Annotated in this window: 6 protein-coding genes and 3 rRNA genes; 8 read left to right on the forward strand and 1 reads right to left on the reverse strand. The window is 62.3% G+C overall.

The features are described 5' to 3' along the window. Positions 1 to 42 precede the first annotated feature (42 nt). Both ACXKZF_RS06420 and ACXKZF_RS06425 read left to right on the forward strand, forming a co-directional pair. Positions 43 to 621 carry a PadR family transcriptional regulator gene (locus tag ACXKZF_RS06420; protein ID WP_488985737.1) on the forward strand — a complete coding sequence of 193 codons (579 nt, stop codon included), beginning with the start codon at positions 43 to 45 and terminating at the stop codon, positions 619 to 621. A 52-nt stretch (positions 622 to 673) separates the two neighbouring features. Continuing rightward, the gene (locus tag ACXKZF_RS06425; protein ID WP_488985738.1) at positions 674 to 2,371 is read left to right on the forward strand and encodes an ABC1 kinase family protein; all 1,698 of its coding nucleotides are present in this window, start codon (positions 674 to 676) and stop codon (positions 2,369 to 2,371) included. A 253-nt stretch (positions 2,372 to 2,624) separates the two neighbouring features. On the opposite strand, the gene ACXKZF_RS06430 is transcribed toward ACXKZF_RS06425, so the two are convergent. Beyond that, positions 2,625 to 3,626: an aggregation-promoting factor C-terminal-like domain-containing protein gene (locus ACXKZF_RS06430; protein ID WP_488985739.1), complete on the reverse strand. Its 1,002-nt coding sequence runs from the start codon at positions 3,624 to 3,626 to the stop codon at positions 2,625 to 2,627. Between the two features lie 425 nt (positions 3,627 to 4,051). On the opposite strand from ACXKZF_RS06430, the gene rpsA reads away from it, so the two are divergent. From rpsA to ACXKZF_RS06460, 6 genes are all read left to right on the forward strand, one after another. Continuing rightward, positions 4,052 to 5,506, forward strand: a complete 1,455-nt coding sequence (rpsA, locus tag ACXKZF_RS06435; RefSeq protein ID WP_055957267.1) for a 30S ribosomal protein S1 — start codon at positions 4,052 to 4,054, stop codon at positions 5,504 to 5,506. 103 nt (positions 5,507 to 5,609) lie between these two features. Then, positions 5,610 to 5,783: a hypothetical protein gene (locus ACXKZF_RS06440; RefSeq protein WP_488985740.1), complete on the forward strand. Its 174-nt coding sequence runs from the start codon at positions 5,610 to 5,612 to the stop codon at positions 5,781 to 5,783. Between the two features lie 588 nt (positions 5,784 to 6,371). After that, positions 6,372 to 7,893: ribosomal RNA gene (locus ACXKZF_RS06445) — 16S ribosomal RNA — on the forward strand. 420 nt (positions 7,894 to 8,313) lie between these two features. Continuing rightward, positions 8,314 to 11,423, forward strand: a 23S ribosomal RNA gene (locus tag ACXKZF_RS06450). Positions 11,424 to 11,524: 101 nt separating this feature from the next. Next, positions 11,525 to 11,641: ribosomal RNA gene (gene rrf, locus ACXKZF_RS06455) — 5S ribosomal RNA — on the forward strand. Together the 16S, 23S and 5S rRNA genes form the textbook arrangement of a ribosomal RNA operon. A gap of 150 nt (positions 11,642 to 11,791) precedes the next feature. Further along, the gene (locus tag ACXKZF_RS06460; protein WP_488985741.1) at positions 11,792 to 13,006 is read left to right on the forward strand and encodes an MFS transporter; all 1,215 of its coding nucleotides are present in this window, start codon (positions 11,792 to 11,794) and stop codon (positions 13,004 to 13,006) included. Positions 13,007 to 13,046 lie beyond the last annotated feature (40 nt).

A 13,046-nucleotide genomic window follows, 5' to 3' on the forward strand; every position in this document is an offset into this window, starting at 1 on the left:
TGTATCGCTGACTCAGATCGGGTTCGCGCGAAGGAGGTCGTCATGAGTGGTTCATTCCTAGGAGACGCGTTCGGCGGACGCGGTGGCAACAACACCCCCGGCTGGCCGATGTCCAACATCCTCGAGGGTCTCGAGCAGCTGCGCACCCAGTTCGAGCAGAAGACCAGCTCGACGCCCCGCATGAACAAGGGTGATGTGCGCTCGGCGGTGCTCTCGCTTCTGCTCGAGCAGCCGATGCACGGTTACCAGATCATCCGCGAGATCGAAGAGCGCAGCGGCGGCTCGTGGAAGCCGAGCCCCGGCTCGGTCTACCCCACGCTTCAGCTGCTCACCGATGAGGGCCTCGTGCAGTCCGAGGAGTCCAACGGTCGCAAGACCTACTCGCTCACCGCCGAGGGTCGCGCCGCGGCCGGCGACGAGACCACCGAGCGCGCCGCACCCTGGGAGTCGGCGGGCTCGCGCGACAGCGGCCGCATGACGGCGCTCCCCAAGGCCGGGGTCGAACTCGCGCAGGCCGCCGCCCAGGTCGCACGCACGGGCGACAAGGAGCAGGTCCAGCAGGCGGTCGAGATCCTCGACGAGGCTCGCCGTAAGCTCTACTCCATCCTCGCCCAGGGGTGAGGTCGCCCCACAGCGACGGGGGCTCTGCGCCCGTCGGCATCCAGGAGCTCCGATGACCGACGACGCCCTCATGAAGGCCCGCTACCGGCGCATCACACGCTTCGCGGCGCGCTACCTCGTGCAGGCATGGTGGTACGAGCTCTTCCTACCGCGGTTCGGCCTCGGGTGGATCTCCGCCCGGGGCCGAACGCGGCGACTGCAGCGCATCGCCCGTCGCTTCCACGTGCTCGCCGTCGACCTCGGTGGTCTCATGATCAAGGTCGGGCAGTTCATGTCGTCGCGCCTCGACGTGCTCCCCCCGATCATCACCAAAGAGCTCGAGGGGCTGCAGGACGAGGTGCCCGCGGTCCCCTTCGCTCAGATGCGCGCTCGCGCCGAGCAAGAACTCGGGATGCCGTTGGAGCGCGCCTTCGCGAGCGTCGACGACCGTCCCCTCGCCGCGGCCTCGCTGGGTCAGGCGCATCGAGCCGTGCTCACCGATGAGCTGACCGAGGAGACCGGCCTGCGCGCGGTCGTGTTGAAGATCCAGCGTCCCGACATCGATCGCATCGTCGACGTGGACCTGCGTGCCCTCCGCAAGGTCGGTGTCTGGCTGAGCAAGGTCGCCCTCGTGCGCGATCGCGTCGACATGCCCTCCCTCGTGGAGGAGTTCGCCGTGACCAGCCTCGAAGAGATCGATTACCTCCACGAGGCCGCCAACTCCGAGCGGTTCTCCGCGGACTTCGGGGGAGAGGACGGGGTCGCCGTCCCCGACGTCGTGTGGGAGCGCACGACCCGTCGCGTACTGACCCTCGAAGACGTCAGTGCGATCAAGATCAACGACGTCGACGCGCTTCGAGCCGCCGGCATCGACCCGTCCGAGGTCGCCGCGCGTTTCGCCGCGGTGATGTTCGACCAGCTGTTCGATGACGGGTTCTTCCACGCCGACCCCCACCCCGGCAACGTCTTCGTCACTCCACTGTCTCCGACGACGGATGCCGGCCCTCCGGCCTGGCGCTTCACCTTCATCGACTTCGGCATGATGGGCGACGTCCCGCCGGGCCTCCGACGGGGTCTTCGCCGCGTCCTCATCGCCGCGGCCTCGCGAGATGGCAAGGGCCTGGTCGACGGTATCCGCGACGTCGGGGTCCTGCTTCCCTCGGCCGACACGATCCAGCTCGAACGGGCGATGACGCAGCTCTTCTCGCGCTTCGGTGGCATGGGGTTCGCCGAACTGCAAGAGGTCGACCCCCGAGAGTTCCGTGCCTTCGCGATCGAGTTCGGCGACGTCGTGCGCGCTCTGCCGTTCCAGCTGCCCGAGAATTTCCTCCTGATCGTGCGCGCCATGTCGTTGACGAGCGGAATGTGCAGTTCGCTCGACCCCGCCTTCAACATCTGGGATGCCGTCGAGCCCTATGCCCAGCGCCTGATCCGCGAAGAGAGCGGCAACACCGCCCAGGCTCTCGTGCGGGAGGTCGGGGCTGTGGCGGCGGTGACCGCTCGCCTGCCGCGCCGTGCCGACAACCTCATCTCCCGACTCGAGGAGGGGTCTCTCGCCGTCGAGACGCCTCGCATCGAACGCCGCATGCGCGATCTCGAGCGCATGGTCCGTCGGGTGGTCTCGTCGGTGCTGTTCACGGGGCTGCTCATCGGGGGAGTGCTGCTGCAGGCCGAGCAGGCGGTGATCGGCACGCTCCTCATGGTGGTGTCGCTCGCGCCCCTGTCCCACGCCCTGCTCGCGGGCGTCATCGCCCGTCGTAACGGCGCCTGACCGATCGGTCGCTCGTCGTCGCCGATGGATGAGGTGATCTGGCCGTATGGCGAGAACTGGTCCTACTGAAGACGAAGTAAGCCAAACCGACCGGACGACAACGACCCAGCGACAACGACCCAGCGACAACGACCCAGCGACAACGACCCAGCGACAACGACCCACCGACAACGACGAAAGCGCCGCCCGAATAGTGTCCGGGGCGGCGCTCTCGTCGTTCTGTTTCAACCGGTCGCTTCAACCGGTCCGCGGATCAGTACCAGCCGGTGGCCTGCGAGTGGCTCCACGCGCCGCACGGGTCGCCGTAGCGGCCGGAGATGTAACCGAGGCCCCACGAGATCTGGGTGGTCGCGTTGCTCTGCCAGTCAGCGCCGGCCGATGACATCTTGCTCCCCGGGAGCGCCTGGGGGATGCCGAAGGCGCCACTGCTGGCGTTGTAGGCCTGGTAGTTCCAGCCCGATTCCTTGTTCCACAGCGAGACGAGGCAGCTGAACTGGTCGTCTCCCCAGCCGCGGCTGGACAGCATGCCGCGGGCGGTCGCCTGCGCGCCGGCCGGGCTGTTGTCGCCCGACCCGCCGCCCGTGGCGAACGGTGCCGACGATCCGCCGCCGCTCGACGACGACGTCGAGGTGCTCGGCTCCGTGGCGGCTTGCTCGGCGGCCTCTGCTTCGGCGGCGGCTACGGCTGCGGCTGCAGCCTCCGCTTCCTGGCGTGCTTTCTCGGCTGCTTCCTCTTCGGCCTTCTTCGCCACGGCCGCGTCGAGGGTGCCGCGCAATTCGGCGACGCGCTGGTCGATGGTCGCGGTCGCGGCCTCGACATCGTCGGCGAAGTCGGGCAGGAACGTCGCCGGCAGCACAGCGGCCGCCTCCAGGCGCTCCGTGGCCTGCTCGAGCGCGCGGGTGTCGACGGTCGCGGGCTGACCGATGTCGAGCCCGGATGCCACGATGTCGGCCTGCACGCTCGACGCGGCCTGCAGGGAGCCGGCGGCGGTGGTCTGGGCAGCGCGCGCCTCCGCGACTTCGGGGCCACGGGCGGCCGTGAGGGCGGTCGGCGTGGTCGTCGAGGCGAGCGAGAACGTCGCGGTCGTCAGGTCGGTGGGCGAGGCGGTGGCCGCCGGCACGGTGCCGGTGAGGGCCGCGGTCGCGACCGCGCCGACCACGAGCACACCGACGGTCGTCACCGGGCGACGACGGGTGCGGCGGGCGGCAAGGCGGCGATCACGACGGTTGGACGTGGGCGTCGAAGAAGAGCGCATAGAACCGATTTCACGTGGGGGGAACGACGCGGGTGTCGTCGTCTGACCCGCGATAGCGGGCACAAAACGGGGAGCCTGGCACGGCATTCTGGATGCCACCTGGGCACGCGGGCTGAGAGGGACGTAGCAAAACGGCCGATCCGGGGCGAATCGGCGCCCGGCGCCGCCGCTTCACCGACGTTGTGTGACGCCCTTGTCGCCGCACGATCCGTGGGGAGGAGCCGGTGAGCTAGACTGAGGTGTCACACGTGGGCTCTGCTCGCTATCCGGGCGGCCCGTGACATCGCACGAATCAATCCGCTTCGCTTCGACGCGCGGCATGCGTTCGCCCTCGGGTGTGCGGATGCCCGCTGTCCTCGGTCCACGGGACCGACGGGCGCTGAAGTCGAGGCCCGACACCACACCCAACTAGGACAACCCACTACATGACTACCGCAACGACCGCCCCGGCTATCAAGCAGGTCGCGATCAACGACATCGGCTCGGCCGAAGACTTCCTGGCCGCGGTCGAGAAGACGCTCAAGTTCTTCAACGACGGCGACCTCATCGAAGGCACCGTGGTCAAGATCGACCGCGACGAGGTCCTCCTCGACGTCGGTTACAAGACCGAGGGTGTCATCCCCTCCCGCGAGCTCTCGATCAAGCACGACGTCGACCCCAATGAGGTCGTCAACGTCGGCGATCACGTCGAGGCCCTCGTTCTCCAGAAGGAGGACAAGGAAGGCCGCCTCATCCTGTCCAAGAAGCGCGCTCAGTACGAGCGTGCGTGGGGCGACGTCGAGAAGATCAAGGAGAACGACGGTGTCGTCACCGGTTCCGTGATCGAGGTCGTCAAGGGTGGTCTCATCGTCGACATCGGCCTCCGCGGCTTCCTCCCGGCTTCGCTCATCGAGCTGCGCCGTGTCCGTGACCTGACGCCGTACCTCGGCCAGGAGATCGAGGCCAAGATCCTCGAGCTCGACAAGAACCGCAACAACGTCGTGCTCTCGCGCCGCGCTCTGCTCGAGCAGACGCAGTCCGAGTCGCGCACCACGTTCCTCAACAACCTCCACAAGGGTCAGGTCCGCAAGGGCACGGTCTCGTCGATCGTCAACTTCGGTGCGTTCGTCGACCTGGGCGGCGTTGACGGTCTCGTCCACGTCTCCGAGCTCTCCTGGAAGCACATCGAGCACGCCTCCGAGGTCGTCGAGGTAGGCCAGGAGGTCACCGTCGAGATCCTCGAGGTCGACCTCGATCGCGAGCGCGTGTCGCTCTCGCTCAAGGCGACGCAGGAAGACCCGTGGCAGGTGTTCGCCCGTACCCACGCGATCGGTCAGATCGCTCCGGGCAAGGTCACCAAGCTGGTTCCCTTCGGTGCGTTCGTCCGCGTGGCCGACGGCATCGAGGGCCTCGTGCACATCTCCGAGCTTTCGGGCAAGCACGTCGAGCTCGCTGAGCAGGTTGTTTCGGTCGGCGAAGAGGTCTTCGTCAAGATCATCGACATCGACCTCGAGCGTCGTCGCATCTCGCTGTCGCTCAAGCAGGCCAACGAGTCCGTCGACCCCAACGGCACCGAGTTCGACCCGGCGCTGTACGGCATGGCCACCGAGTACGACGAGCGCGGCGAGTACAAGTACCCTGAGGGCTTCGACCCCGAGTCGGGTGCCTGGCTCGAGGGCTTCGACGCTCAGCGCGAGCAGTGGGAGCAGGAGTACGCCGCGGCCCAGGGTCGCTGGGAGGCTCACAAGTCCGCCGTCGCCAAGGCCCTCGAGGCCGAAGCGGCGAACCCGACGGACGCCGGTTCGTTCGGTGGTTCGTTCTCGTCGGAGTCGCCCGCCCAGGGCACCCTCGCCGACGACGAGTCGCTGGCGGCGCTTCGCGAGAAGCTCTCCGGACGCTGATCCGTCTCGCACCGAAGGCCGGTACCTCCTCGGAGGTGCCGGCCTTCGGTCGTTTCGACGCAAGCCCTGTCGTTCTCGGGGGAGTGCCGGGCAAGATCGATGTATGGCAAACCGACTCCCACTTCTGATCACCCTCGCCGGCGTGGCCGTGCTCTTCCTGTCGATCGTGTTCGTCTTCGCTCTCGTGCTGGGTGCGATGTTCTTCGACGGGATCGAGTTCACCGGCGGGCACACGGATGCCATGGCCTCCGGCCGCGCATGGGTACTCGTCGCCTAACAGCTTTCGTGCGTTATCGCACCTCGGCCCGGCCGAGCTCCACGGCCGCGTCGGGTCCCCGTTGTTTCCCGCATGTTTCCGCGGATTTCGTACGGCGACACGCCCGGGATGTGGAGTGATTGGCCGAGCAGGTAAACCGGACGTAAAGTATTACTTGTTCGCCCCACAGGGGAGAGCGGAGCGGCCGAAGGGCCCCTGTTTCCTCTCACGTGGTGAACCGCCCAAGACCTCACCGAATGGTGTATGGTTTTGGTTCTGGTCGTTCGGCCGGTTCCCGAGGTCGATCTCTTCGTGAGGTCCCACTGCGGAACTGTGTGCTGAGCGGCTGGTCAATTGAAGTGAACTGCCTCATGGGTTGGTCGGAAGACTGTTTCTGTGGGTGCGTCCGTTCCTTGAGAACTCAACAGCGTGCACTTGTCAAATGCCAATTTTATTCCTCGTCGGTCTTCGGACTGGTGAGAATTCCTTTGGATCAAAGACCAGCCCTTCCGGGGGTTGGCATTATGGATTCGTCAGTAATGATGTTTTCTCTTTGGTCAGTTTCGAACTCGCTGCGGCATCGTTTTCCCGGTGTTGTGGTTTTTTTCTTTTACGGAGAGTTTGATCCTGGCTCAGGATGAACGCTGGCGGCGTGCTTAACACATGCAAGTCGAACGGTGAAGCCAAGCTTGCTTGGTGGATCAGTGGCGAACGGGTGAGTAACACGTGAGCAACCTGCCCTGGACTCTGGGATAAGCGCTGGAAACGGTGTCTAATACTGGATATGAGCCTCTATCGCATGGTGGGGGTTGGAAAGATTTTTTGGTCTGGGATGGGCTCGCGGCCTATCAGCTTGTTGGTGAGGTAATGGCTCACCAAGGCGTCGACGGGTAGCCGGCCTGAGAGGGTGACCGGCCACACTGGGACTGAGACACGGCCCAGACTCCTACGGGAGGCAGCAGTGGGGAATATTGCACAATGGGCGGAAGCCTGATGCAGCAACGCCGCGTGAGGGATGACGGCCTTCGGGTTGTAAACCTCTTTTAGCAGGGAAGAAGCGAAAGTGACGGTACCTGCAGAAAAAGCGCCGGCTAACTACGTGCCAGCAGCCGCGGTAATACGTAGGGCGCAAGCGTTATCCGGAATTATTGGGCGTAAAGAGCTCGTAGGCGGTTTGTCGCGTCTGCTGTGAAATCCCGAGGCTCAACCTCGGGTCTGCAGTGGGTACGGGCAGACTAGAGTGCGGTAGGGGAGATTGGAATTCCTGGTGTAGCGGTGGAATGCGCAGATATCAGGAGGAACACCGATGGCGAAGGCAGATCTCTGGGCCGTAACTGACGCTGAGGAGCGAAAGGGTGGGGAGCAAACAGGCTTAGATACCCTGGTAGTCCACCCCGTAAACGTTGGGAACTAGTTGTGGGGACCATTCCACGGTTTCCGTGACGCAGCTAACGCATTAAGTTCCCCGCCTGGGGAGTACGGCCGCAAGGCTAAAACTCAAAGGAATTGACGGGGACCCGCACAAGCGGCGGAGCATGCGGATTAATTCGATGCAACGCGAAGAACCTTACCAAGGCTTGACATACACCAGAACACCGTAGAAATACGGGACTCTTTGGACACTGGTGAACAGGTGGTGCATGGTTGTCGTCAGCTCGTGTCGTGAGATGTTGGGTTAAGTCCCGCAACGAGCGCAACCCTCGTTCTATGTTGCCAGCACGTAATGGTGGGAACTCATGGGATACTGCCGGGGTCAACTCGGAGGAAGGTGGGGATGACGTCAAATCATCATGCCCCTTATGTCTTGGGCTTCACGCATGCTACAATGGCCGGTACAAAGGGCTGCAATACCGTGAGGTGGAGCGAATCCCAAAAAGCCGGTCCCAGTTCGGATTGAGGTCTGCAACTCGACCTCATGAAGTCGGAGTCGCTAGTAATCGCAGATCAGCAACGCTGCGGTGAATACGTTCCCGGGTCTTGTACACACCGCCCGTCAAGTCATGAAAGTCGGTAACACCTGAAGCCGGTGGCCCAACCCTTGTGGAGGGAGCCGTCGAAGGTGGGATCGGTAATTAGGACTAAGTCGTAACAAGGTAGCCGTACCGGAAGGTGCGGCTGGATCACCTCCTTTCTAAGGAGCATCTGGCATCAGCGGGCTTCGGCTTGGTGGTGTCCAGGCGCCGGATCAGACCGTTCGTGTCTGCCGGTAGCTCATGGGTGGAACATTTGACTTGGTGCTCATTTTGATGGTTTTGGATCTAGTACGCAGCTTGCTGTGGGAACGGTTCGGGGTCGGAGGGGTGGGTACATGCACGCTGTTGGGTCCTGAGGGGCCGGGCGCTGATCGCGTCAGTCTTTGGGCTGGGTGGTTGGTGGCTGTTCCTCTGGGCCTTCTTTGGCTTCACCGGTTGGTGGGGTGGGAGGGGGTTCCGCCCGTACTTTGAGAACTACACAGTGGACGCGAGCATCTTCGACATGATCCTTCGGGATGGTGTCGTGAAGATGATCTTAAAGATCATTAGTCAATTTTTTGACGATTCAACTCATGTGATTTCAAGTCTTTAAGAGCAAACGGTGGATGCCTTGGCATCTGGAGCCGAAGAAGGACGTAGCAATCTGCGATAAGCCTCGGGGAACTGATAAGCGAGTTTTGATCCGAGGGTGTCCGAATGGGGAAACCCCGCCAGGGCGCGTGCGTGCCTGGTGACTCCCGCCTGAATATATAGGGCGGGTAGAGGGAACGTGGGGAAGTGAAACATCTCAGTACCCACAGGAAGAGAAAGCAAAAGCGATTCCGTGAGTAGTGGCGAGCGAAACCGGAAGAGGCTAAACCTAGCGTGTGTGATAGCCGGCAGGTGTTGCACGTTGGGGGTTGTGGGACTTTTCTGATTGTTCTGCCGAGCAGTCGACGTGACAAGAGGGTATAGACGAACGGTTTTGAACGGCCGGTCATAGAGGGTGCGAACCCCGTAGTCGAAATGCCTGTTCTTGGCGTGAAAAGTATCCCAAGTAGCACGGGGCCCGAGAAATCCCGTGTGAATCTGTCAGGACCACCTGATAAGCCTAAATACTCCCAGATGACCGATAGCGGACAAGTACCGTGAGGGAAAGGTGAAAAGTACCCCGGGAGGGGAGTGAAATAGTACCTGAAACCGTTTGCTTACAAACCGTTGGAGCCTCCTTAGTAGGGGTGACAGCGTGCCTTTTGAAGAATGAGCCTGCGAGTTAGCGATACGTGGCGAGGTTAACCCGAGTGGGGTAGCCGTAGCGAAAGCGAGTCTGAATAGGGCGATTCAGTCGCGTGTCCTAGACCCGAAGCGAAGTGATCTATCCATGGCCAGGTTGAAGCGACGGTAAGACGTCGTGGAGGACCGAACCCACTTAGGTTGAAAACTGAGGGGATGAGCTGTGGATAGGGGTGAAAGGCCAATCAAACTTCGTGATAGCTGGTTCTCTCCGAAATGCATTTAGGTGCAGCGTTGCGTGTTTCTTGCCGGAGGTAGAGCTACTGGATGGCCGATGGGCCCTACAAGGTTACTGACGTCAGCCAAACTCCGAATGCCGGTAAGTGAGAGCGCAGCAGTGAGACTGTGGGGGATAAGCTTCATAGTCGAGAGGGAAACAACCCAGACCACCAACTAAGGTCCCTAAGCGCGTGCTAAGTGGGAAAGGATGTGGAGTTGCTTTGACAACCAGGAGGTTGGCTTAGAAGCAGCCACCCTTGAAAGAGTGCGTAATAGCTCACTGGTCAAGTGATTCCGCGCCGACAATGTAACGGGGCTCAAGCACGCCACCGAAGTTGTGGCATTGACATTTTTGGTAGGCCTTCGTGGTCCAGCCGTGTTGATGGGTAGGAGAGCGTCGTGTGGCGAGTGAAGCGGCGGGGTGACCCAGCCGTGGACGCTACACGAGTGAGAATGCAGGCATGAGTAGCGAAAGACGTGTGAGAAACACGTCCTCCGAAAGACCAAGGGTTCCAGGGTCAAGCTAATCTTCCCTGGGTAAGTCGGGACCTAAGGCGAGGCCGACAGGCGTAGTCGATGGACAACGGGTTGATATTCCCGTACCGGCGAAGAACCGCCCAAGCTAATCCAGTGGTGCTAAGAGTCCTAACCAGGAATGGATGGATCCCTTCGGGGTGAAGCCGTCTTGGCGAACGCTCGACCCCATGCTGGTGCGGTTAGCGTATTAACAGGTGTGACGCAGGAAGGTAGCCCAAGCCAGGCGATGGTAGTCCTGGTGCAAGTGCGTAGGCCGACTCTTAGGCAAATCCGGGAGTCATGAAGGCTGAGACACGATGCGGATAAAAAGTGGGTGATCCTATGCTGCCGAGAAAAGCATCGACGCGAGGTTCAAGCCGCCCGTACCCCAAACCGACTCAGGTGGTCAGGTAGAGAATACCAAGGAGATCGAGAGAATCGTGGTTAAGGAACTCGGCAAAATGCCCCCGTAACTTCGGGAGAAGGGGGGCCATCCACTTATTAGGACTTGCTCCGAAAGGGTGTGGTGGCCGCAGAGACTAGTGGGTAGCGACTGTTTACTAAAAACACAGGTCCGTGCCAAGTCGCAAGACGATGTATACGGACTGACGCCTGCCCGGTGCTGGAAGGTTAAGAGGACCGGTTAGCCGCAAGGCGAAGCTGAGAATTTAAGCCCCAGTAAACGGCGGTGGTAACTATAACCATCCTAAGGTAGCGAAATTCCTTGTCGGGTAAGTTCCGACCTGCACGAATGGCGTAACGACTTCCCAACTGTCTCAACCGCGAACTCGGCGAAATTGCATTACGAGTAAAGATGCTCGTTACGCGCAGCAGGACGGAAAGACCCCGTGACCTTTACTACAGCTTGGTATTGGTGTTCGGTGTGGCTTGTGTAGGATAGGTGGGAGACGGTGAAGCATTCACGCCAGTGAGTGTGGAGTCATTGTTGAAATACCACTCTGGTCACTCTGGATATCTAACTTAGGACCGTGATCCGGTTCAGGGACAGTGCCTGGTGGGTAGTTTAACTGGGGCGGTTGCCTCCCAAAATGTAACGGAGGCGCCCAAAGGTTCCCTCAACCTGGTTGGCAATCAGGTGGCGAGTGTAAGTGCACAAGGGAGCTTGACTGTGAGACTGACAGGTCGAGCAGGGACGAAAGTCGGGACTAGTGATCCGGCAGTGGCTTGTGGAAGCGCTGTCGCTCAACGGATAAAAGGTACCTCGGGGATAACAGGCTGATCTTGCCCAAGAGTCCATATCGACGGCATGGTTTGGCACCTCGATGTCGGCTCGTCGCATCCTGGGGCTGGAGTAGGTCCCAAGGGTTGGGCTGTTCGCCCATTAAAGCGGTACGCGAGCTGGGTTTAGAACGTCGTGAGACAGTTCGGTCCCTATCCGCTGCGCGCGTAGGAAGTTTGAGAGGATCTGACCCTAGTACGAGAGGACCGGGTTGGACGAACCTCTGGTGTGTCAGTTGTTCCGCCAGGAGCACCGCTGATTAGCTACGTTCGGGATGGATAACCGCTGAAAGCATCTAAGCGGGAAGCCGGCCTCAAGATGAGACTTCCATACCCTTAGGGGTGAGAGGCTCCCAGCCAGACTACTGGGTTGATAGGCCGGATGTGGAAGCGTAGTAATACGTGAAGCTGACCGGTACTAATAAGCCGATGACTTGATAACACACCGTTTTTGGTGTTTGCGTCCACTGAGTGGTTCTCGATGTACGGTCGAGAACAACAACAATGAAATATCGTTGTTGGTTTACGGAACATCAATAGTGTTTCGGCGGCCATAGCGAGAGGGAAACGCCCGGTCACATTCCGAACCCGGAAGCTAAGCCTCTCAGCGCCGATGGTACTGCAGGGGGGACCCTATGGGAGAGTAGGACACCGCCGGACTTCCTTTAAGCCGAAATGGCCACCCAACGCTGGGTGGCCATTTCGCATTTCACCACCCACGCACCACCACGCGCTGGTACGTGATCCCCCAACCGGGGACCACGCACCGGCGCTTCGTCGTACCCGGACTCCGGAAGTAGGCTCGAACGGGTGACCGACTTCACAGGGCACGTGCCGGGCGGCCGTGAATATCGCCGCCTCCTGGTCGGGCTGTTCTTCGGCGGCGTCGCGACATTCGCGCAGCTCTACGCCACGCAGGCGGTGCTGCCGGCTATCGCGGCAGGCGTCCCGACGACTCCGTCGGCGGCGGCGTTGACCGTGTCGGCGTCGACCTTGGGTCTCGCCGTCGCCGTCATCCCCTGGTCGATCGTGGCCGATCGGGTCGGCCGCGTCCCCGCCATGACGATCGGCCTCATCGCCGCGACCTTCTTCGGCGGTCTCACCCCCCTCGCACACGATCTCGGCACCCTGCTCGTCCTGCGTCTGCTCGAGGGTGTCGCGCTCGGCGCGGTGCCGGCCGTGGCCCTCGCCTACCTCAGCGAAGAGGTCGACGCGCGCTATGTCGCGGCGGCAGCGGGGTCCTACATCGCCGGGACGACGGTCGGCGGGCTGAGCGGCCGGGTCGTCTCGGGCTGGGTGGCCGAGGCGGTCGGATGGCGCTGGGGTGTGGCATCCGTTGTTCTGTTGTGTCTGATCGCGGCGGTACTGTTCCTGATCCTCGTGCCCGCGTCTCGGGGGTTCGTGCCGGGACGTCTTCGCACGACACCCGCCGCGTCCGTGCGGCGGCGTCTGTGGCTCAATCTGCGGTCGCCGGTGCAGCTCGCGCTGTACGCACAGGGTTTTCTGCTGATGGGCGCCTTCGTCGCGGTGTACAACTACCTCGGGTTCCACCTCATCGACCCGCCGTTCTCCCTTGCACCGGCCGTGGTGACGTTGCTGTTCCTCGCCTATCTGGCGGGCACCGTCTCGTCGCCCCGCGCCGGCGCCCTCGCTGTCCGCCACGGTCGACTGTCCGTGCTGCTGGTGTGCTCCGTGGTCATGACGGCCGGTGCGGCGCTGATGTTCGTGCCGGCTGTCGTGAGTGTGATCGTCGGGCTCGTCGCCTTCACCGCGGGATTCTTCGGTGCGCATGCCGTGGCATCCGGGTGGACGCCGGTCGCGGCGCATCCGGAGGCGCGCGCACAGGCCTCGTCGCTTTACTACCTGGGCTACTACGCCGGATCGAGTCTGTTCGGATGGGCGTTGGGCATCGTTTTCGGCACAGCCGGGTGGGGGTGGTTCCTCGGGGCCGTGGTGGCGATGTGCGCGTCGGCCATGGGGCTTGCGGTATGGGCGCTGCGCCCGGCGTCGTCGCCCGCGCGGTGACGGCAACAGTCACTGTTTTCCGCGCCCAGGTCAATGCCTC

Source organism: Microbacterium sp. ABR10 (genome assembly GCF_057812175.1).